The sequence below is a fragment of the Streptomyces sp. NBC_00386 genome (genome assembly GCF_036063235.1).
In the GTDB taxonomy this organism is placed as follows: Bacteria; Actinomycetota; Actinomycetes; order Streptomycetales; family Streptomycetaceae; genus Streptomyces.
Genome location: NZ_CP107950.1, coordinates 9,309,308 through 9,331,418, shown reverse-complemented (window position 1 = coordinate 9,331,418; position 22,111 = coordinate 9,309,308). Strand labels below are relative to the sequence as shown.

Annotated in this window: 16 protein-coding genes; 9 read left to right on the top strand and 7 right to left on the bottom strand. The window is 70.9% G+C overall.

Annotated features, from left to right (window positions below; translation table 11 throughout):
* Positions 1–3: 3 nt before the first annotated feature.
* From OG780_RS40805 to OG780_RS40795, 3 genes are all read right to left on the bottom strand, one after another.
* A complete protein-coding gene (locus OG780_RS40805; RefSeq protein ID WP_328456941.1) occupies positions 4–1,170 on the bottom strand; it encodes an RNA-guided endonuclease InsQ/TnpB family protein in 1,167 nt (388 codons plus the stop codon).
* On the bottom strand, positions 1,152–1,379 hold the full coding sequence (locus tag OG780_RS40800) for a helix-turn-helix domain-containing protein (RefSeq protein ID WP_328456939.1): 228 nt from the start codon (positions 1,377–1,379) through the stop codon (positions 1,152–1,154). The genes OG780_RS40805 and OG780_RS40800 overlap by 19 nt, the downstream gene beginning before the upstream one ends.
* 113 nt (positions 1,380–1,492) lie before the next feature.
* Positions 1,493–2,050, bottom strand: a complete 558-nt coding sequence (locus OG780_RS40795; RefSeq protein ID WP_328456937.1) for a multicopper oxidase domain-containing protein — start codon at positions 2,048–2,050, stop codon at positions 1,493–1,495.
* A 178-nt stretch (positions 2,051–2,228) separates the two neighbouring features.
* On the opposite strand from OG780_RS40795, the gene OG780_RS40790 reads away from it, so the two are divergent.
* The 5 genes from OG780_RS40790 to OG780_RS40770 are packed head-to-tail and all read left to right on the top strand — an operon-like array spanning position 2,229 to position 9,693.
* Positions 2,229–5,936 (top strand): nitrate reductase subunit alpha, encoded by a 3,708-nt coding sequence (locus tag OG780_RS40790; RefSeq protein ID WP_328456935.1) that lies wholly within the window; start codon positions 2,229–2,231, stop codon positions 5,934–5,936.
* Between the two features lies 1 nt (position 5,937).
* Positions 5,938–7,494: a nitrate reductase subunit beta gene (gene narH, locus OG780_RS40785; protein ID WP_328456933.1), complete on the top strand. Its 1,557-nt coding sequence runs from the start codon at positions 5,938–5,940 to the stop codon at positions 7,492–7,494.
* A complete protein-coding gene (gene narJ / locus OG780_RS40780) occupies positions 7,491–8,282 on the top strand; it encodes a nitrate reductase molybdenum cofactor assembly chaperone (protein ID WP_328456931.1) in 792 nt (263 codons plus the stop codon). Before narH ends, narJ begins: the two co-directional genes overlap by 4 nt.
* Complete coding sequence (narI, locus tag OG780_RS40775) at positions 8,279–9,061, top strand: respiratory nitrate reductase subunit gamma (protein ID WP_328456929.1); 783 nt, start codon at positions 8,279–8,281, stop codon at positions 9,059–9,061. The genes narJ and narI overlap by 4 nt, the downstream gene beginning before the upstream one ends.
* The gene (locus OG780_RS40770) at positions 9,058–9,693 is read left to right on the top strand and encodes a vitamin K epoxide reductase family protein (protein WP_328456927.1); all 636 of its coding nucleotides are present in this window, start codon (positions 9,058–9,060) and stop codon (positions 9,691–9,693) included. The genes narI and OG780_RS40770 overlap by 4 nt, the downstream gene beginning before the upstream one ends.
* Positions 9,694–10,066: 373 nt before the next feature.
* On the opposite strand, the gene OG780_RS40765 is transcribed toward OG780_RS40770, so the two are convergent.
* On the bottom strand, positions 10,067–12,775 hold the full coding sequence (locus OG780_RS40765) for a lectin (RefSeq protein WP_328456925.1): 2,709 nt from the start codon (positions 12,773–12,775) through the stop codon (positions 10,067–10,069).
* Between the two features lie 359 nt (positions 12,776–13,134).
* Here OG780_RS40765 and OG780_RS40760 point away from each other — a divergent pair, with 359 nt between their 5' ends.
* Together OG780_RS40760 and OG780_RS40755 are read left to right on the top strand one after the other, a co-directional pair.
* A complete protein-coding gene (locus OG780_RS40760; RefSeq protein ID WP_328456923.1) occupies positions 13,135–13,314 on the top strand; it encodes a DUF6480 family protein in 180 nt (59 codons plus the stop codon).
* A gap of 346 nt (positions 13,315–13,660) precedes the next feature.
* Entirely contained in the window at positions 13,661–15,754 is a 2,094-nt protein-coding gene (locus tag OG780_RS40755) for a hypothetical protein (protein WP_328456921.1), read from the top strand.
* Between the two features lie 169 nt (positions 15,755–15,923).
* Here the strand turns inward: OG780_RS40755 and OG780_RS40750 are convergent, their stop codons facing one another.
* Positions 15,924–16,109: a hypothetical protein gene (locus tag OG780_RS40750; RefSeq protein ID WP_328456919.1), complete on the bottom strand. Its 186-nt coding sequence runs from the start codon at positions 16,107–16,109 to the stop codon at positions 15,924–15,926.
* Between the two features lie 348 nt (positions 16,110–16,457).
* Here OG780_RS40750 and OG780_RS40745 point away from each other — a divergent pair, with 348 nt between their 5' ends.
* The gene (locus OG780_RS40745) at positions 16,458–20,297 is read left to right on the top strand and encodes an nSTAND1 domain-containing NTPase (protein WP_328456918.1); all 3,840 of its coding nucleotides are present in this window, start codon (positions 16,458–16,460) and stop codon (positions 20,295–20,297) included.
* An 11-nt stretch (positions 20,298–20,308) separates the two neighbouring features.
* Here the strand turns inward: OG780_RS40745 and OG780_RS40740 are convergent, their stop codons facing one another.
* Positions 20,309–20,674, bottom strand: a complete 366-nt coding sequence (locus OG780_RS40740; RefSeq protein WP_326790070.1) for a YybH family protein — start codon at positions 20,672–20,674, stop codon at positions 20,309–20,311.
* Between the two features lie 98 nt (positions 20,675–20,772).
* Between OG780_RS40740 and OG780_RS40735 the strand changes: the two genes are divergently transcribed.
* A complete protein-coding gene (locus OG780_RS40735) occupies positions 20,773–21,675 on the top strand; it encodes a LysR family transcriptional regulator (protein WP_328456911.1) in 903 nt (300 codons plus the stop codon).
* Between the two features lie 55 nt (positions 21,676–21,730).
* Here the strand turns inward: OG780_RS40735 and OG780_RS40730 are convergent, their stop codons facing one another.
* A complete protein-coding gene (locus OG780_RS40730) occupies positions 21,731–21,934 on the bottom strand; it encodes a glycoside hydrolase Chb (RefSeq protein ID WP_328456909.1) in 204 nt (67 codons plus the stop codon).
* Positions 21,935–22,111 lie beyond the last annotated feature (177 nt).

Below are 22,111 nucleotides of genomic sequence, written 5' to 3'. Positions count from 1 at the left end.
TCGTCACCTGGGCGGTGCTGCCCGGCGTACCGAGGTAGAGCTCGGAGGAGACCAGTACGTATTCTTGACATCCTCCCCCTCTTGAAAGAGGGGGATTCCGACCCGTACGGGTTGGGGTTCACGGGTGTTCGAATGGCCGGTGGCCGTTGTCACCCCTCCGGCACCGGCTGTTCGCCGGGGGCGGGGGATCCCGCCCTGTCCTGCCGCGACGTTGGCTGCTGCGTTGGTGTCGGCGTTGCAGGTAAAGCCGCAGGAGGAGCAGACGAACTCGGCTTGGCTCTTGCGCGAGTTCTTGTCGATCCAACCGCAGGCACTGCAGCGCAGACTGGTGTAGGGGGCGGGGACGTCCTCGATGCGGCCGGGGGCCTTGGGTCCGGTGCGTTGCCGGAGCAGGCCCCAGCCCTGGGCCAGGATCGCCTGGTTCAGGCCGGTCTTCTGGGCGACCTTCTTGCCGGGTTCTGCCACGGTGCCCTTGGCCGAGCGGGTCATGTTCTTGATGTTCAGTTTCTCGAACCGCACCAGGGCGTAGCTGCGGGCCAACATCGTGCTGGTCTTCTCGCACCAGTCCTTGCGCCGGTTTGCTTCGCGGGCCTTGAGCCTGGCGGCCTTCGCGTGCTCGGCGGCCTTGCGCTCACTACCCTTGGGGGCGCGGGCGGCCCGGCGCTGGTGTTTACGGACCTGCGCGCGTTCCTTCACGGTGAGCTGCGGGCAGTTCAACTTCCGCCCGTCGGAGAGGGCAGCGGTGATCCTCACGCCTCGGTCGATGCCGATGATCTCGCCCGTGCCGGGCGCCTCGACGGGTGCGGGGACGACGGCGAACGCGATATGCCACCGGCCGTTGCGGCAGGTGACACGGAACGTCTTCGCCTTCGGCAGTTCAGAGCCCTTGCCGTTGCGGCTGAGCCGGAAGCGGACCCAGCCACAGCCGGGCACCTTCACCCGCGCCCACCGCCGACTGAGCTTCTGCATCACCACCGAGCGGCCCATGACCTGCCTGCCCCTGGCGTTCAGCTTCGGTGAACCATCCGCCTCGAACTCCCCGATACGGTCCGTGCCGATCACGCGGAAACCCTCGTGCACGTGCTTCCTGCGCCAGGTCGGCTCACCAAATCCGGAGGCGAACATGGCGTTCTTGGCTTTGGCGAAGTCCTTCAGTGCCTGCTGCTGCACATCGGCATTGCCCGCGGCAGCCATGCGTTGTCACGCCGGGCCTCGGTGAGCTGACGGCACTGCTCGGCGAAGCCGGGCGCCGCCCCGCGGCCTTTGTACCAGTGCGCGTGCTGCTCGACAGCAAGGTTCCAGACGTACCGGGCGTGCGCACAGTGGCCGAGCATGACGCCCGCCTGCTCACTCGTCGGGCACATCCGAAACCGTGCCATGACCGTGAACCTAGCCAACGCGTTCCCCGACCGCCCACACCATCGACCGACATCACCCGTGCGAGTGACCACCCCGGCCACCGACCTGCCCGACCACCGATCGTCAGCCACCGTCAAGCGACCACCGTCGACTCCGAGTTGCCGCACCTGCTCAAGATCCGTCTCGCCGCCGTCTCGCCCGAGACGCCGAATCGCCCTGCCGGCGATTCGGCTTCCCCCCGACCCGCTCCGAGGGAACGGGCATTCACCCCGCCCCTGAAGGACCGGGCACCCTGCCCGAAAGCAAGGTGGAACAGCCAGGCTCCGGCCCTCTCGGCGCGGAAGCGGTAGACCAGGCGCTCGCCGGGCTGGATCGTGCGCATGGACGTGTCGGGTGCGAGAGAGCCGGAGTGGAAGTCGATGCCGTGGCCCATGCCGGTGTCGTCGTTGACGAGGGTGACCTCGAAGACGTCGCCGACCTTGCCGTGCAGGGTGGGGCCCGGCGCGGTGCCGCCGAAGGTCCACATCCGCTGCTTCACGCCCGGGGCCACCTCGATCTCGGTGTGAGCGGCGTGCAGCTCGGCCCTGTGCACCGTACCGCCCGGCGCGGCGGCCAGGTCGGCGGTGCGTGGCTGCCAGCCGGTGGAGAAGTCGGCGGAGAGGTCCAGGCCGTCGGTGGTGACGGCCGGCATGTGCCCATCGTGTCCGGTTGGCATGTGTCCCGTCTGTCCGGTGCCGGCCGCCGCCGACCGGACCCGGCACAGGGGCCGTTCGGCCCTGTTGCGGCCGTCCGGAGTGGGCCGGAAAGCGGTCCGGCAGGGACCGCCGGACCCAGGTGCGCCGAGGTCCGTGGCACCTAGCGTCCCAGCCATGGAGAACGATCAGAACGTACGAGGGCAGGCGTCGCGCGCCGGTGAGAGCTGGCCGCTGGCCGCCCGGCGGCTGCTCACCCGCCGCGAGGTGTCGGCCGACGGCCGCGCCGTGTTCGGCGAGGGCGACCCGAAGTGGGAGGGTTTCTACCGCGACCGGTGGGCGCACGACAAGGTCGTACGGTCCACGCACGGCGTCAACTGCACCGGGTCCTGCTCGTGGATGGTGTACGTCAAGGACGGCATCATCACCTGGGAGCACCAGGCCACCGACTACCCGTCGATCGGCACGGACTGCCCCGAGTACGAGCCGCGCGGCTGCCCGCGCGGAGCGTCGTTCTCCTGGTACACCTACTCCCCCAGCCGGGTCCGCTACCCGTATGTGCGCGGCACGCTGCTGAAGATGTGGCGCGAGGCACGCAAGCGGCTCGGCGACCCGGTCGCCGCCTGGGCGGAGATCACCTCCGACCCGGCGAAGGCGCGGGCGTACAAGCGGGCCCGCGGCAAGGGCGGTCTGGTGCGCGCCGACTGGGACGAGGTGAGCGAGCTGGTCGCCGCCGCCCACGTCCACACGGTCAAGGCCTACGGTCCGGACCGGGTGGCGGGCTTCTCCCCGATCCCGGCGATGTCGATGGCGTCGTTCGCGGCCGGCACCCGGTTCATGTCGCTGATCGGCGGCACGCTGCTGTCGTTCTACGACTGGTACGCCGACCTGCCGGTCGCCTCCCCGCAGGTCTTCGGCGACCAGACCGACGTCCCCGAGGCCGCCGACTGGTGGAACGCCGGCTACCTGGTGATGTGGGGCTCCAACATCCCCGTCACCCGCACGCCCGACGCGCACTTCCTCACCGAGACCCGCTACAACGGCACGAAGGTCGTCGCGGTCAGCCCCGACTACGCCGACAACGTCAAGCACGCCGACGAATGGCTCTCCCCGCATCCTGGAACGGACGGGGCGCTGGCGATGGCGATGGGCCAAGTGATCCTGCGCGAGTTCCTGGTCGACCGTGAAGTGCCGTACTTCCAGGAGTACTTGAGGACGTTCACAGACGCTCCGTTCCTGGTGACCCTGCGCGAGCACGAGCTGGGGCTGGTGCCGGACGGGTTCCTGACCGCCGCCGACCTCGGGCACGACGAGGGGACCGAGGAGAACGCGGGGTCCAAGACCGTTCTCCTGGACAGCGTGACCGGTGAACCCGTCGTGCCGAACGGTTCGCTCGGCTTCCGGTGGGGAGAGACGGGCGCGGGCCGTTGGAACCTCGAACTGGGCGATGTCGTACCCGAGTTGAGTCTGCTGGAGCGGGCCGAGGACACCGTCGCCGTCGCGCTGCCCCGGTTCGACGAGGGCGCCACCGAGGGTGGCTCGACGATGGTGCGCGGGGTTCCCGTCCGCAGGATCGGCGGGCGGCTCGTGACCACGGTGTTCGATCTGATGCTGGCCCAGTACGGCGTGGCCCGCCCCGGCCTGCCGGGCTCATGGCCCTCGTCGTACGAGGACGCGTCCGAGCCGTACACACCGGCCTGGCAGGAGACGATCACCTCGGTCCCGGCCGAGCAGGCGGCCCGGATCGCCCGGGAGTTCGCCCGCAACGCCGAGCGCACAGGCGGCCGTTCGATGATCGCGATGGGCGCGGGCACCAACCACTGGTTCCACTCCGACACCATCTACCGGGCCTTTCTCGCGCTGACCACCATGACCGGCTGCCAGGGCGTCAACGGCGGCGGCTGGGCGCATTACGTCGGGCAGGAGAAGGTCCGCCCGGTCACAGGTCAGCAGCACCTGTCGTTCGCCTTCGACTGGCAGCGGCCCACGCGGCACATGGCCGGCACCTCGTACTGGTACCTCAACACCGACCAGTGGCGCTACGAGGCCATCGGGCCGGACGAGTTGGCGTCGCCGCTGGGCGAGGGCCGCTTCGCGGGCAAGTCCACCGCCGACTGTCTGGCCCAGGCGATCCGGATGGGCTGGACCCCCGGTCACCCCGGCTTCAACCGCAACCCGCTCGACCTCACCGACGAGGCGGCCGCCGCCGGGCGCCCGGTCGCCGAGCACATCGTCGACGAACTCAAGTCCGGGCGGCTGCGGTTCGCCGCCGAGGACCCCGACGACCCGGCCAACTTTCCCCGCGTACTGACGGTGTGGCGGGCCAACCTGCTGGGCTCCTCCGGCAAGGGCAACGAGTACTTCCTGCGCCATCTGCTGGGCACGGACGCGGCGGTCCGCTCCGAGGAGACCCCGCCCGAGGCACGCCCGCAGGACGTGGTGTGGCGGGAGGAGGCCCCCGAGGGCAAGCTCGACCTGCTGGTCACCATGGACTTCCGGATGACCTCGACCAGCCTGCTCTCCGACGTCGTCCTGCCGGCCGCCACCTGGTACGAGAAGGACGACCTGTCCAGCACGGACATGCACCCCTTCGTGCACGCCTTCACCCCGGCCATCGCCCCGCCCTGGCAGGCCCGCACCGACTACGACACGTTCCTGACCATCGCCGACAGGTTCAGCGAACTGGCCGGTGAGCACCTCGGCACCCGCACCGACGTCCTGGCCGTACCGCTGCTGCACGACACCCCGGACGAACTCGCCCAGCCCGGCGGGGTGGTACGGGACTGGAAGGCCGGTGAGTGCGAGCCGATCCCCGGCCGGACCATGCCGAAACTGGTGGTCATCGAGCGGGACTACGCGGCGGTGGCGCAGAAGATGCGCGCCGTCGGCCCGCTCCTCGACACCCTGGGCACCACCACCAAGGGCGTCACCGTCCACCCGAACCAGGAGATCGAGGAACTGCGCCACCGCAACGGCACCGTCCGGGACGGAGTCGCCGCCGGGCGTCCCTCGCTGGCCACCGCCTCCGACATGTGCGAGGCGATCCTCGCCCTGTCCGGCACCACCAACGGGCGCCTGGCCACCGAGGGCTTCCGCGAACTGGAACGGCAGACGGGCAGCAAAGGCCTCGTGGAACTCGCCGCCGAACGGGAGGGCGAGCGCATCACGTTCGCCGACACCCGCACCCAGCCCCGCGCGGTGATGACGTCGTACGAGTGGTCGGGCAGCGAGGCCGGCGGGCGGCGCTACTCCGCGTTCGTCATCAACACCGAGCACAAGAAGCCCTGGCACACCCTGACCGGACGGCAGCACTTCTTCGTCCAGCACGACTGGATGGCCGAGTTCGGCGAACAACTCCCGGTCTACCGGCCCCCGTTGAACACGCCCAAGCACTACGGAGACGATCAGCTGCACGAGGACGGCCGGGCGGAGGTCACGGTCCGCTATCTGACCCCGCACTCGAAGTGGTCCATCCACTCCAACTACCAGGACAACGCGCACATGCTGGCGCTGTCACGGGGCGGCCCGGTCATCTGGATGTCCACCGCCGACGCCGAGAAGATCGGCGTCAAGGACAACGAGTGGATCGAGGCGTACAACCGCAACGGTGTGGTCGCCGCCCGCTCCGTGGTCAGCCACCGCATGCCCGAGGGCACGGTGTACATGTACCACGCCCAGGACCGCAACGTGAACGTGCCGAAGACCGAGGTCAGCGGCAAGCGCGGCGGCATCCACAACTCCCTGACCCGCCTGCTGATCAAGCCCACGCATCTGGCGGGCGGCTACGCCCAGTTCACGTACGCCTTCAACTACTACGGCCCGACCGGCAACCAGCGCGACGAGGTCACGGTCATCCGCCGTCGCAGCCAGCAAGTGGAGTACTGACATGCCCCGTGGCGAAGCCACCATCGGACGCGTCATGGCCCAGATCGCCATGGTGATGAACCTCGACAAGTGCATCGGCTGCCACACCTGCTCGGTCACCTGCAAGCAGACGTGGACCAACCGCGCCGGCGTCGAGTACGCGTGGTTCAACAACGTCGAGACCAAGCCCGGCGTCGGCTACCCCCGCCGTTACGAGGACCAGGAGCACTGGAAGGGCGGCTGGATGCTCGACAAGCGCGGACGGCTCGTCCTGCGCTCCGGGGGCCGCCTGAAGCGACTGCTGTCGTTGTTCTCCAACCCCGACCTGCCGTCCATCGAGGACTACTACGAGCCGGTCACCTACGACTACGACAACCTGGTCAGCGCCCCGGCGGGCCCGGACATGCCGGTGGCCCGCCCCCGTTCGGTCCTCACCGGCAAGCCCACCGCCATCACCTGGGGCGCCAACTGGGAGGACGGCCTCGGCGGCGCGGGCGAGAACGCCGGCGCCGACCCCAACCTCAGCGGGGAATGGGCCGAGAAGGTCAAGTTCGAGTTCGAGCAGACGTTCCTCTTCCATCTCCCGCGCCTGTGCGAGCACTGCCTCAACCCGGCCTGTGTGTCGGCGTGTCCGTCCGGCGCGATGTACAAGCGGGTCGAGGACGGCATCGTCCTGGTCGACCAGGACCGCTGCCGCGGCTGGCGGATGTGCGTGACGGCGTGCCCGTACAAGAAGGTGTACGTCAACCACGCCACCGGCAAGGCCGAGAAGTGCACCTTCTGCTTCCCGCGCATCGAGGCCGGCCAGCCCACCGTCTGCTCCGAGACCTGTGTCGGCCGACTGCGCTACCTCGGACTGCTCCTCTACGACGCCGACCGGGTCGGCGAGGCCGCGGCCACCCCTGACGAGAAGGACCTGCTGGACGCCCAGCGCGGCGTCTTCCTCGACCCGCGCGACCCCGAAGTCATCGCGGCCGCACGGGAGTCCGGCATCCCCGAGGACTGGCTGGACGCGGCCCGCCGCTCCCCGGTGTACGACCTGGTCATGCGGTACAAGGTGGCACTGCCGCTGCACCCGGAGTACCGCACCCTGCCGATGGTCTGGTACGTGCCCCCGCTGTCGCCCGTGCTGGACGCCGTAAACGCGGCGGGCGGGAACCAGGACGACCCCGACCATGTCTTCGCCGCCGTCACCCGGCTGCGCATCCCGCTGGAGTACCTGGCGGAGCTGTTCACGGCCGGGGACGCCGACGTGGTGGGCGGAGTGCTGATGAAGCTCACCGCGCTGCGCTCCTTCATGCGCGAGCGCACCCTGGGCGAGGAGGGCGACGAGGCGGTGCTCAAGGCCGTGGGCCTCACCGCCCGGGACGCGGAGGACATGCACCGCCTGCTCGCTATCGCGAAGTACGCCGACCGCTATGTCGTCCCCGCCGCGCACAAGGAGGACGCCGCCGCCCTCACCGCCATGGAGAACCGCTGCCCGGTCGAATCGTCCGGCGCCCCGGAGGACACCGGTGGTGGACGGGTGATGCTCGGAATCCCCACCCTGCGCCGCAAGAACACCGGAGACCGACCGTGAGCCCCCTGCCCGCAAGCATCCCGGCCCTGGTCCGCACCCGTGTCCGGGCGGCCGTACGCCGCCCGGCACGGCTCACGCCGGAGGAGGCCGAGGCTCGCACGCTGCTGCTGCGGCTGTGCTCGCTGCTTCTCCAGTACCCGGACGCCGAACTCACCACCGCCCGGCCGGTCCTGACGGCAGCCGTCGAGTCTCTGCCCCCCTCACCCGCCGCCGAGGATCTGGCCTCCTTCACGGCCTGGCTCGCCTCGGAGGAACCGGACGCGCTGGAGCGCCACTACGTCGAGATGTTCGACCTGCGGCGCAAGAGCAGCCTCTACCTCACCTACTACCTGCACGGCGACACCCGCCGCCGCGGCATGGCCCTGCTCACCCTGAACCAGCGGTACAAGGCCGCCGGCTGGGACACCGACGGGGGTGAACTGCCCGACCACCTCCCGGTCGTGCTGGAGTTCGCCGCCCTCACCGGCACCGGCGCGGGCGAGGCACCGCTGCGTCAGCACCGGCGCGGACTGGAGCTGATCCACCGGGCGCTGAACGACGCCGACTCGCCCTACCGGCACGTACTGGGGGCACTGCTCACCCTGCTCCCGCCGCCCACCGAGGCGGACCGGGCCGCGGTGGCCCAGCTGATCGCCGAGGGGCCGCCCGACGAGGAGGTCGGACTCGACCCCTACGGGACCTACGGGGAGGGGGAGTTCGCTCCTCCCGGCACATTCGTGCCCCCGATACCCGCCCCGCCGACCCGTGTGCCGGCCCACCCGACCAGCCGTACGGAAGGCCCCCGATGAACGCCCCGCTCCTCCCCGTGGCCGCCGCCCCCGTGAGCGGCGCCGATCTGCTCCTGTGGGTCGCCGTCCCGTACATCTGTCTCGCGGTGTTCGTGGTCGGGCACATCTGGCGTTACCGGCAGGACCAGTTCGGGTGGACCTCCCGCACCAGCCAGCTCTTCGAACACCGCTGGCTGCGCTGGGCAAGCCCGCTGTTCCACCTGGGTGCCTTCATGGTGATCGGCGGACATGTCGTGGGGCTCGCCGTCCCCGATTCGTGGACCGAGGCCGCGGGCATCTCCGAGCACGCGTACCACACCACGGCCGTCTGGGCGGGCTCCGTGGCGGGCGTCGCCATGGTCGCGGGGCTCGGCATGCTGTGCGCCCGACGGCTGCTGACCCGACGGATCCGGCTGGGCACCGACCGCAGCGACAAGGTCCTCTTCCCGCTGCTGTCCGCCACCGTGCTGCTGGGCATCACCGCCACCGCCACGCACAACGTCTTCGGCCCCGGTTACGACTACCGCTCCACCGTCTCCGTATGGTTCCGCGGCCTGTTCACTCTCCAGCCGCAGCCGGAGGCGATCTCCGGGGCCCCGCTGCTGTTCCAGCTGCACGCACTGAGCGCCTGTCTGCTCTTCGCCGCCTGGCCGTTCACCCGCCTCGTGCACGTGTGGAGCGCGCCGATCGGATACCTCGCCCGGCCGTACCTGGTCTACCGCAGGCGGACCGCGCCGGCGACGGCCCCGACGGCCGCGGGCCGGACCCTGCGGACCTCCCACTCCGGGCGAACCCAATGAGCCACGGTCCGGCGCTCTCGGCACAGTCCACGACCGCCGCGAGCACCCGCACAGCGGGCGCCGGCCGCCGGACGGGCCTGGTGATGCTCCTCACCGGGATCATCGGCTGGCTCGCCTCCTTCCAGCTCACCGTGGACGACTGGCGACTGCTCCGCGACCCCACCTACCAACCACCGTGCAACATCAGCCCGGTCGTGAGCTGCGGCAGTGTCATGTCCAGCTCGCAGGGCAGCCTGTTCGGCTTCCCCAACATGCTGCTCGGGCTGGGCGCCTTCGCCGCCGTGGCCGCCCTGGGCCTGGCCGTCCTCACCGGCGCCCGACTGCACCGCGGGCTCTGGCTCGCGCTGGACGCCGGGGCTCTGCTGGGAGTGGTGTTCGTCCACTGGCTCATCGCGCAGTCGCTCTACGAACTCAACAAGATCTGCCCCTACTGCGCCGGTGTGTGGATCACCACCATCGCTCTGTTCTGGTACCTCACCGTGCACTGCCTGGAACGCGGAATCCTGCCCGCTCCACGCCGTGTGCTGGTGATCGTCCGGGACACGCACTGGATGCTGCTCGGCGCCTGGTACGGGGTGATCGCGCTGCTCGTCCTCACCCGCTTCTGGCCGTACTGGAGCAGCTTGCTGTGACCCGGCCCACCGCACCGCCGACCTCGCGCAGCGCTCCTCGGGCTGGTCCGGGCCGAGGAATCAGGCGGCGCGGGCCCGCGCCGCACCGTGTGCGGCGGCGACCTTCCGCACCAGGTCCGCACCGGCCGCCAAGCAGTCGGGCCCGCTCCCGTACACATGGACCTTGGTTCGATCTCGACCCCGTCTCCTGCCAGTGGCGCGCGAGATCGCACAGCTCCAGCAGCTCGGGCGTACTGTAACGCCCCCGGCTCCTGTGATCCAGGAGCACCTCGGCCAAGGCGGGCGAGCCGAACTCGGACGCGCCTCCGTATGCCCGCACGCGTGGCCGGGCATACGGAGGCTGTGCGCCGGGGGTGTCGGGGTGGCCGGTGGCTCAGCTCGGGAGTTTCCAGTTCTGGGCGGCCGTGCCGTTGCAGGTGTAGAGCTGGAGTTGGGTGCCGGTCGTCGTCGTGGAGCCGGGGTCGTCCAGGCACAGCTTGGACTGGGGGTTGATCAGCGATCCGTTGGCACCCGCGGTCCATTGCTGGGCGCCGGTGCCGTTGCACGTCCACAGCTGGATCAGGGTCCCGTTCGTGGTGCCGCTGTGGTCGACGTCCAGGCATTTGCCGAGGGTCCGGACCGTTCCGTCGCCGGCGACGATCCAGTCCTGGGCGTAGGTGTTGTTGCAGGTCCAGATCTGGACGTGGTTGCCGTCGGTGGTCGAGGAACTGGCGTCGTCGACGCACAGGTTCGAGGCCACCGCGGAGGTGACGGGGCCGATCCGCGGCGAGGCCGGGGCCGGGGTGTCACCCGCGTAGGAGGGCGGAGCGGCGGACGCGGCCGTCGCCCAGGAGGTGTTGGCGCCGGTCCCGAGGGTGTAGTTCAGCGTGCCGCCGGCGGTGATCGCCGAGGTGGGGGCGTAGGCGTTGTTCCAGGCGGAGCCGTTCCACGTCGCGGACTGGACGTAGGGGGCGTTGTCGGCGGCGCCGTTTCCGTTGATCGTCAGTGTGTTGCCCGAGGGGAGTGTGATCACGGCTTGGGTGAACAAGGGGGAGCCCAGGGCGAGGTCGGAGGTGCCGGGCGTCTCGGGGAACATGCCGAGTGCGGACCACACGTACCACGCGCTCATCGCGCCGAGGTCGTCGTTGCCGTCGGCCAGCCCGCCGGGGGTGTTCGCCCAGATCTGCTGCTGGATCGCCCGGACGGTGCCCTGGGTCTTGTAGGGCTGCCCGATGTAGTCGTACTCCCACGGCAGTTCGATGCTGGGTTCGTTGCCGACCCACGCATAGCCCTTGTCGCCGGTGTAGCTGCGCAGCACGGTGTCCAGGTAGTGGCCCATCGCCGTGTTGCCGCCCTTGGCGCGCGCCAGGCCGGTGATGTTGAACGGGATCATCCCGGTGTAGATCCAGGAGTCGGCCTCGACCATGTCGGTGCCGCTGGTGGGGTCGAAGCCGCCGGTCCAGGAGCCGCTCGCGTTGCGCGGCTCGACGAAGCCGGAGGCCGGGTTGAGTACGTTGCGCCAGTTCTGGGCACGGTTGGCGTACGTCTTCTGGTTGTTGGTGTCGCCGAGCGCTCCGGCCAGTGCGGAGATGGCGAAGTCGGCGGTGTTGTACTCCAGCGTCGTGGCCACGGGGCCGTAGAAGTTGCAGCAGCCGTAGCTGCCGTCGTGCGGCATGTATCCGGGTGAGTTCAGGTAGTTGAGGCCCGGCCGGTCGTTGTTGGTCGTGCTCGCCTGTCTGACCATGTCGGCCAGAGCGGTCGCGGTGTCGAAGTCCCTGGCGCCGAAGGCGTAGTAGTCGGCGAGGATGGCGTCCGCCGGGTCACCGACCATCACGTAGGACTCGCCGTTGTTCTCCGACCACTTGGGGAAGATCCCGGTCTGGGCGTAGTCGTCGACCATCGACTGTGCCGTGTCCGAGGCGACCTGGGGGGCGACCAGCGCTTCCAGTTGGGCCTGCGAACGGTAGATGTCCCAGCCGGAGTAGTTGGCGTAGGCGGCCTTGTGGCCGGCGTCCACGGTGTGGGTCCTGCCGTCAAATCCGTAGTACTGGCCGTTGGTGTCGCTGATGACGTTCGGGTGCAGCAGCGAGTGGTAGAGCGCGGTGTAGAAGCTCTGTTGCTGTGCCGCCGTTCCGCCGGCGATCTGTATCTTGCCCAGTGCGCTGTTCCAGGCGTTCTGCGCGGCCGTGCGGGTCGCGGTGAAGTCCCACCCCGTGTTCTCCGCGGCCCGGTTGGCCGTCGCGTTGGCCACCGAGACGTAGGAGATGCCGACCTTGGCCTGCACCACCGGATTGCTCGTGGTGTTGAAGGTGACGTAGCCGTTCGAGGCGGCGGCGTTCGGAGAGGCGCTGTCCTCGGCGGTCTTCGGGGCGGTGGGGGCGGGGATCTTGCCGTGGAGCACGGGCTTGTTGGGCTTCTCGGCCGCGTTCTTGGACGCGGTGCCCGGCTTCGCCGGGGTGGCGGCCGGCGTCTTGGCGACCGAGCTGCCCTGCGAGGCGAACGGCTGGTCGAAGACCATGTCGAAGTACACGGTGTACGTGTTCCCCGCACCGCAGAAGCGACCGCTGGTGACCTGACCGCTCACCTCGGTGTTCGAGACTTTGGTGAACTGCGTCGCACTGGCGCCGTTCTGACTGCCCGTGAGTTTGAAGATCAGGTTGGCCTGGGTGGTCGAGGGGAAGGTGAAGCGCGCCATCCCGCTGCGTGTCGTGGTGGTCAGTTCGGTGGTCACCTGGTTGTTGAGCGCGACCTTGTACGAACCGGCGGACGCCGACTCGTTGGCGTGCGAGAACGCGTCCGTCGCTCCGGTGTTCACGGTGCCGACCGTGGGCAGCACGGGTATGTCGCCGGCCGCGCCGCAGCCGGGCCCGGCGATGTGGGTGAGGCTGAAGCCGGTGATGGACGAGTCGTTGTACTCGTATCCGCCACCGGGGGGCCGCGACGGCGTGTCCGGGCTCCACTGCACCATGCCGAACGGCACGTCGGCGCCGGGGAAGTCGTTGGCCTCGTTCGACGTTCCGATGAACGGGTTGACCACGGTGGCCGGAGACGCGACGAGCGCGGCCTTTCCGGCCGCCCACACGGGTGCGCACAGCCCGGCCATGGCCAGTGCCGCGGCCGCGAATAAACCGATCGCGGCCGTTCCGGGGGGTCTCGACAGTCGTGTCACGGGTTTCTCCTCTACTCGGGAGCGGGAGCTGAAGACTGACAACGTTGTCTTCCTGCGAGGCGTGACACTTGGACGGCAGTCGAGTTGGACAACGTTGTCGCATCGTCGAGATGGGGCGCCTGGCGATGCGAACGCACGGACGGGACCCCTGGGCCGCGAGCACCTGGGGGCGCGGACGAGAACTGTTCGTGAAGCTAGCTACAGGGCAGGGTCATGTCAACGATTCGCGCAGGGGCCGCTACGAGGTCCGCGTCGGAGATGCGGCGCCCACTCATCGGACGGACCGTTGATATATGACACATCCACTCGTACCCCCAGGCGAGACCCCTCCCGTCGAGGGCTCCATCGCCGAAGCGCATCAGGAACAGCCCGACGGCGGTATATGGGAACACCCTTACGTCTGGCTCAGCTTCATTATCGTGGGCTCGGTGATCGTCGCCGGATACTTCGTGGCCCGGATCAGCGGGTACTGAGCCGACCGCCCTGGTTCCGGGCCGCAGCGGAGTCGCCTCCGCAAAGACCGCGCAGTCCACGGTCTGGAGCAGGCATTGCTCCCGCCCCGGACGGAGGGCGAACGCACGACGACGTACCGACGGCCAGGCGGAGACGATCCACCCCGGTGTCTTCGAACGGCGCCCTCGCAAGCGGAGGATGAGGAAACGGAAGGCAGGGACCGGCAGAACGCCTGAAGCAGGCATACGCGTTGAGAGGTGGCAGACCGGCACCGAGCGCGGAAGGGGATGTCAGAGCCCTGTGACAGGGTGAGTCCCGGACGGAAGATTCGTCCGGGACGGATCCCGAAGACCCAGGGAGCAGCACGTGACCAGCCCCGACACCGCCCCGCCCGGGCAGCGTACGACGCGGCGACGCTCGGACCTCGGCACGATCAAGGCCTGGTGGCGGGAGCTCGAGGGGGACGGGTTCTTCGTGCTGCCGCCGCCGAACCGGGCCCGCTACACCCAGTCCGACGGCCATGGTGACGCGGCGGAACTCCTCGCGGCGAGGGGGCTCAGTGGCCCCGCCTCCTTCGCGTACTGGCACTGGCAGTCCCACCGGCATGCCTTCGACCGCTCCGGCTCCCTGACGGGCGAGCTGCTGTTGCACTGGGGCGGCGATCACGCCGCCGTCGCCGCCGGACTCGGCGAGGGGCCGACCGGTTTCCGGGTCGTCGACGGCGGGCCGAAGAGCGCCTTCCGGCTGGACCGGATCACCCCCCGGGACGAGGCGGGCCTGCCCGACCCCGAAGACCCCGACGGTGTACGCCAGTTCCTCGCGGTACTCGGCGAACCGGTGGACCGCAGCGCTCCCTCCCTCCGGTACCGGCCGCTGTCACCGGCCGAGGCCGCGTGGCTCCACGAACGGCTGCGCGACCCCCTGGACCTCTCCGCCGCGACGCGGTTCGTGGTCTCGCTGGAGCGGCGCGACGAACTCACACCCGACGAGACGGATCGGCTGCTGACCGCCTGGCGGCTGGAGCGTGAAGGGCCGCTGACGGAGTGGGGTGCCTGGCGGGAACTGCTCCACGCGCTGCTGCGCCACGGCCGTGCGGAGGCGTGGGAGCTGGTCGCCGACCTCGGCGCCGGGGCGTCCGGTGTCCTGCGGCAGGTGCCGTCCGAGCGGGGCTTGGCCGCGGTGCGGGAGTTCGCGCTCGCGGGCGACCGCGCTTCGGTCCACTCCTGGCTGGCGTTGCACCGGTCGCTCCGTGAGGCCGACGCGGTACGGGCCGCCGCCGACCTCGCGGCGGCACTCGCCACGTCCGGCGCCCCTGAGACTTCCCTGCGCGGGTTGTACGACGCGCTGATCGGGGCCGTCACGGCCGACTGGCGCCGGGAGACGGGGGCGGACCACCGCACCGGCCTGTCCTACGCGGCGCTCTCGACGGTCCGCTTCGGCACCGACGAACGGCTGCCCCACGCCCTGCGCGTCCTCGCGGCGGGCGCAGCCCGCGACCAGGTGGATCTCGTACGGGAGGAGGCGCTCCGGCCCGGCGGTACCGTGCTCGTCGGCACCGACACCGCCGAGGTGCTGGCCGCCGTGGAGCGCTACGAAGCCGTCCGGGACGGGCTTCTGTCCGGCACCGGCACCGATCTCACCGCCTCCGAGGGGGCGCTGAGTCGCGTGTGGCACCGGTACCGGACGCTCACCGACACCGATGTGCGCTGGTTGCGGGAGCGGGTGGCCGACCCGGCCACCGGTCTGCAGGGACTCGGCTTCTGCCTCGAACTCCTCCTCGCCCATGGCAGGGCCACGGAGGCCGATGTCGAGGCGCTGCTGCCGCGGCGGCTCAAGGACCTCACCAAGACGTACCGGACCACGTACACCGAGTGGCGCCACCCGCTCGTCACCTTGACCTGCCTCGCCCTCGACCTGGACCATCCGGCCGCGGGAAAGCTGGTCTCCTGGTGGAACGGAGCCCGGCCGGTGTGGAAGGACAAGGTGCGGCTCCTCACCCACCTCGGCGCCCCGGACGAGGCCAAGGCCGCCGAGCTGTGGGACTTCGTCACCTCACCCGCCCACGACGTGGGCCAGTTGATGACCTGGGTCCTGGTCCGGGCCCGCCTCGACGGGGAGCGTCCGCTGCTCGTGGCCGACCGGCTGCTCGGCACCCCGGGCATCAACGGTCACGTCCTGCGCCGGGTGCTGATCGGTGTGGCCGACGCCGAACAGCCGCTGTGGCACTACTCCATCAGCCCTCACAGCCGGAGCTGGTGGCAGCGAGCCATGGACGTCGCCGACCACCCCGGACTGTCGCCGGAGGCCCGCGCCATCGGACTGCAAGCCGCCCGAGACCACTTCCTGATCCGCAACCCGGACCAGCTGAACCCGAAGCCGACCCAGGCCGAACGCACGGCGGCCCAGGCCTGGTTCGACCGTCACACCGTCGGCCAGGGCGAGGCCACGCCGTTGCGTTGACGGACGCCCGCCCCGGGGCGGCGGCCACGAGCAAGGCAGTGAACGAGCAGGGCCCTGAACCACCGTGCGCGGCCCTTCTCGTGTCCCGGAGTCCTGCGGTACGGCTCACATCGGCGACACGAGGCGTGGCGGTGGGTCCACGCGGGGCGCGCGGACCCACCCCGGGAGGTCAATGGTCCCGCGTCCACCACATGATCCCGGCGATCAACGCCGAACCGGTCGCGGTGGCGATCCCGCGCACCAGGCCGAACAGGGCCGTGCGGCCGAGGCGCAGGGCGGTGGGGCCGTCGTCCTGGCCGCGGCGCTTACCGGATTCGGCGTCCTCGTTCACCCGGTCGTTCGCTTCGTTGTTCATCTTGGTCCTTTCGTGGCGGCGGCTGCCGATCGCTGTGGAGCAATCGGTGAAAAGGAGCACGCGAAGCCCCTTTTGTGGCGAACCGAGACACCTGTGCGGGCCCAGCGCATACGCTCCTGACGGCATCGCGTGAGCGGCGGGGAGGCAGAGCGTGACTGTTGGTATTCCGGTCGGCCGAACACCCGTGAGCGATCGGGGGAGTTCGGCTGGGGCCAGCCTGCACCGGAGCGGGGAGGACCGGCCCCGGTGGCGGTCGATGCCGGAATCACCGGGTGAACGCGCAGGCCGGAGGCGGTTCCGGCACGGTGGCGCCGGAGTTCACCGGAGCTCCGGCCACCGGGTGAGCGGATGACGCCGGCCCCGGGCGGCAGCGACGAGGCGAGCGTGCGGCGTGCCTTGCTGGGGCGGCATCTGCGTGAGCTGCGTGTCGAAGCCGGCCTGACCCAGGAGGCTCTGGCCCGCCGGAACGGCTGGGCCGGTTCGACCATCTCCGACCTCGAGAACGGCCGGGGCACCAGGGTTCCGGACCGCACCCTGTTCGACTCGTACGTCAGCACGTGCCTGGCCCGGTTGAAGATCGACCGAAGGGAGACGCAGAACCGGACGGAAAGCCTGCTCGGCGACTATCTGGCGCTGAAGAGCCTGCTGGCCCGCCCCACCGGTTCCGACCGAGGATCCGGCGGCACTCAAGGTCGCGTTGACGAACGATGCCCCTATCCGGGACTGCACGCCTTCACCGAGGACACCGCCGTCTGGTTCTTCGGTCGCACCGCTCAGGTCGAGGAACTTCTCAGACTCCTGAAGAACCGCCTCGACGGCGGACCGCCGCTGTTCGTCACCGGAGCGTCGGGGGCCGGCAAGTCCTCCCTGCTGAGTGCCGGCCTGGTCCCGGCGCTGCGCCGAGGAGAGCTGTCCCCGTACGACGCCGGTGCCTCGACGGCGCTGCGTATCACCCCCGGCCCGCACCCGCTGGAGGCGCTGCGCCGGCTGGACGGGCTCGATCGGCCGCCGGCGGACGAGAACGGTCGGACCAGTCAACCAGTGCTGATCGTCGACCAGTTCGAGGAGATCTTCACCCAGTGCGCCGATCGGGAGGAACGGCGTCGCTTCGTGGCCCGCCTCATCGAGCGGGCCGCCGGCGAGGCGGGCGGCCGCGGGCCGGCCCCGGTGGTGCTGGCCGTGCGCGCGGACTACTTCCACCGCTGCATCGCCGTACCGGGACTGGCGGGAGTGGTCGGCTCGGGCAGTCTCGTCCTGGGGCCGATGAGCGAGCCGGAACTTCGCGAGGCGGTCGTGGGCCCGGCGCGCACCGCGGGTCTGGAACTCGAACCCGGTCTGGTGGAAACCCTGTTGCGCGACCTGGGCGTTCAGGACGGCGGTCACGACGCCGGATCCCTGCCGCTGCTGGCGCATGCGCTGCGGGCGACCTGGGCACAGGGCGACGGCCGCTGCATGACCCTGGCCGGCTACCGGGCGTCCGGCGGAATCCGGGACGCGGTGGCCAATACGGCTCAGGGGACGTATGACGCCCTCGACCCAGACCAGCGGCAGGCGGCCCGGCGGCTGCTGCTCCGGCTGGTCAGGGTGGACGAGGGCGGCGAGGCGGTGCGCCGCAGGGTCCGCGAGGACGAACTGGCCCACGAAGGCGGTCCGGCTCGGGTGGCCTTGGAACGGCTGGTGGACAAACGTCTGGTCACCGCCGACGACGGGGTCGTCCAGATCACGCACGAGGCGCTTGTACGGGCCTGGGATCTGCTGCGTGGCTGGCTCGCCGAGGACCGCGACTGGCTGCGGGCGCACCGCGACCTCACTGCCGCCGCCGAGTCCTGGCAGGCTCTCGGACGCGATCCGGGGAGCCTGTACCGCGGCCACCGGCTCGTCCGTGCCGCGGACATGGCAGAGGGGCGGCGTGCCGACCTCAATCCGCTGGAGAGCACGTTCCTGGCGGAGAGTGAGGCGGCGGCACGGGCCGAGATCCAGGCGGCGACCGCGCGGGCCGAAGCCGCGCTGCGCAGCAATCGGCGGTTACGACGTCTCACCGCGGTCCTCGCGCTGCTGGTCGTCTCCGCGCTCACCGCGACTCTGCTGGCGGGCTGGCAGTGGCGGACCGCCGAGGCCGAGCGCAGGACGGCCGACGACCAGAGTCGCACCGCCAGAGCGAGCAGCCTTGCGGCGGACTCCCGCGCGGCACTCGCGACCCGGCCCGAGCTGGCCGGCCTCCTGGCCCTGGCCGGGCTGCGTTTCCGGTCGAACGCGACGACCGCCGCGAGCGCGCAGGGCGCCCTGGCGGCACCCGTGCACCCTGTACGGCCGCTGATCGGCCACACGGGCGGGGTCACCGCGGTGGCGTACAACCCCGACGGCCGCGGGGTGGCCACCGGCGGCAGGGACCACACCGTCCGACTGTGGCGTGCAGACCACGGCTGGAAGGCGACCGTTCTCACCGGGCACACCGGCGAGGTCACCGCCGTGGCCTTCAGCCCCGACGGGAAGACCTTGGCCACGGGCTCCCTCGACGGCACCGCCCGCCTCTGGGACGCCCGCACCGGTGAGAGCGTCATCCGGCTGACGGCGCACGCGGGCCCGGTCACCTCCGTCGCGTTCGGCCCCGACGGCAGGACCCTGGCCACCGGTTCGGAAAGCGGCACCACGCAGCTGTGGGAATCCCGTACGGGCCGACCGCTCGCCACCCTGACCGGCCACACCGGCAGAGTGGGCTCGGTGGCGTTCAGTCCCGACGGCCGCACGCTGGCAACCGGCAGTTGGGACGACACGGCCCGGCTGTGGGACTTGCGGAGCGACAGGGGCACCGCCGTCCTGCGCGGTCACGGGAGAGAGGTGTTCTCCGTGGCGTTCAGTCCCGACGGCAGGACGCTGGCTGCGGGCTCCGCGGACGGCGCGGCCCGCCTCTGGGACGTGCGCACCCGGCGTTCCTCGGCCGCTCTGCACGGACATACACGCGTGGTGAGCTCGGTGGCGTTCAGCCCCGACGGCCGCACGCTGGTGACCGGAAGCCGGGACGGCACCGCCCGGCTGTGGGACCTGCGCACCCGGAAGGGCTCCGTCCTGGAGGGCCATACGGACGCCGTCAACGCGGTGGCCTTCGGTCCGGACGGGAAGTCCGTCGCCACGGCCTCCTCCGACGGCACCGCCCGGACATGGGGCATCGCGGTCCGGCGGGCGTTCAGGGAACTGACCGGTCACAGCGGCTACCTCGATGCCGTGGCGTTCGGCCCCGACGGCCGCACGCTGGCGACCGGGAGCAGGGACGGCACCGCCCGGCTGTGGGACCCGGACAGCGGCCGTACGGTCGCCGTACTCCCCCAGGGACCGCACGTGCTCGCGGTGGGGTTCAGTCCCCGTGACCCCGTGCTGGCGACCGGAGACGAAGAGGGCCGTACGCGCCTCTGGGACACCCGCACCCACCGCGCCCTCGCCACCCTGCGAGGGCATGTCGCCGCCGTGGACTCGGTGGCGTTCAGCCCCGACGGGAAGACGCTGGCGACCGCCTCCACCGACGGCACCGCCCGGTTGTGGGACACCCGCACCCACCGCTGCGTCGGCACCCTGCACGGCCACGACGGCTGGGTGGACGCGGTGCGGTTCAGCCCCGACGGAAGGACGCTGGCGACGGCGTCCGCCGACGGCACGGCCCGCCTGTGGGACCTGCGGACTCACCGCACCACCGCGCGCTTCGACGTCGGCGCCATCGTCAACGGGGCGGCGTTCAGCCCCGACGGGAAGACCCTGGCCATCGCCACGAACGACGGCACCACACGCCTGTGGGACATCGCGGCCCACTCCGTCGTCCGCACCCTCGCACGGCAGGACGCCCCGGTGACGACGGTGGCGTTCAGCCCGGACGGCAGCATGGTCGCGATCGGGAGCCGGGACCGTACGGCACCGGCACGCCTCTTCGACGTACGGGACGGACACCTCGTGACCACCCTCGGCGCCACGGCCGGCTGGGTCACCTCGGTGGCGTTCAGCCCGGACGGCACGCTCCTGGCCACCGCCTCCTGGGACAGGGCCGCCAGGATCATCCCCGTACCCCGGCAATGGGCCGACGAACTGTGCCGCAGGGCGGGCCGCAACCTCACGCACCAGGAATGGGAACGACACGTCGGAGACACGCCCTACAGGCGCCTGTGCCCGCAGTACCCGCCCGGCCGCACCCAGACCCGGTGACCGCTCCGGGGTCAGCGGGCGGGCGGGGTGAACTCGGGCTGGTCCAGCAGGCGCAGCCAGCTTCCGTCGGGCTGGCGGCGGACGACCTGCGCCCGGGCGCCCGCCCCGTCCTTCGGCGGGGTCGAGGTGAGAGCGATGTCGCCGCTGACCAGCGTCGGCAGGGGCGGTTCCGGCTCGAAGCGGGGAGCGGCGGCCAGCACCTTCTCCCACAGCGCGCGGATCGCCTCCCGCCCGACCGTCAGCTCGCCGGGCGGGAAGGCCATCACCGCGTCCTCTTCGTAGAGCGCGGCGACTCCGGCGGCGTCACCGGCGTTGGACCGCTCGACGAACAAGCGGGTGATGTCCTCGGGTCGCATGGCCTTCTCGTACTCCGGCATGGGTTCCTCCTGGGGCTGGGCTCCGGCACTTCCCAGCGTGGCCGTCCGCCTTCCAGAAGTCCAACAGATGGATCTTCTGCGAACTAGAATCAACAGTCATGGACCTGAGGCAGCTGGAGTACTTCGTCGCGGTCGCCGAGGAGCGGAACTTCACCCGCGCCGCCGAGCGGGTGCACATCAGCCAGTCCGGCGTCAGCGCCCAGATCCGGCAGCTCGAACGGGAACTCGGTGCCGAGTTGTTCGACCGGTCGGCCCGCACCGTGACCCTCACCGTCGCGGGGGCCGCGGCACTGGACCACGCCCGTGCCGCACTCGCCGCGGCAGGGGCGGTCGGTCAGGCGGTGGGCGAGGTGACCGGCCTGGTCCGGGGCCGGCTCACCGTCGGAATGGTCATCGGCTGCACCCTCGCCCCGCTGTTCGACGCCCTCGCCGCGTTCCACGCGGCACATCCCGGTGTGGAGATCTCGTTGCTGGAGGACGGCTCCGACAGGCTCGTCGACGGGGTGCGTGACGGCACCGTCGACCTGGCGCTCGTCGGCGCCGCGAACGCCGCCCCCGACGGGCTGGACTCGCTGACCGTCATCAGTGAACGGCTCACCGCGGCGGTCCCGGCCGGACACCCCTTGGAGAAGCGACGGCGCGTCACCCTGCGCGACCTGATGCCTTACCCGATCGTGTGCATGCCGCCGGGCACCGGCCTGCGTGCGGTGTTCGACCAGGCTTGCGCCGCGCAGAACCTCCGGCCCACGATCGCGCTGCAGGCCAGCGCCGCGGACGCCATCGCCGGCCTCGCCGCCCGCGGGCTCGGCGTCGCCGTCCTCAGCGCCTCGATGGCCGAGAACCACAGCGACCGGCTCACGGGCCGCACGATCGCCGATGTCCAGGCGCCGGCGTTGCTCGCCCTGCTCTGGAAAAACGCGCACAATCCACCGATCCGCGAGTTGGTGATGCACTGCCGGAAGACGTTCACGGGCTTTCCGGACCATCATGACCCGCGGTGAACGGGCGTGAGACCCGGCCGCCGGACGGGCAGCCGGGCCCCCTGGGCGCGCCGCGTCAACTGACACGGACCTTCTTGGTGGTGGCCGTGCCGGTGGTGCGGCCGATCTTCTTGGCGGTCACCTTGACGGTGATGTCGCGCCCGCGGTCGCTCGTCGTGAGCCTGTACGTGGACCTGGTGGCGCCGTGACGCCACTTGCCGTTGCAGTACCACTGGTACACGTACGACGTCGGGGCCGGGGTCCAGGTGCCCTGGTCCACCGTCAACGCCTCGCCTGAGACGCTCCCTTGCCCGCTTCGAGCTCTCCACGGGTTCGGCCTCGCCGTCTCCCCCGCGGCCGTCACCGCGCTCGCGCCCCGCGGTCCCGCCGCCCTCTGGGGCAGTCTCTCCACCGCGAGCGGGGGCTCCGTCGCGGCCGCGCGCCCGCGAACGCGCCC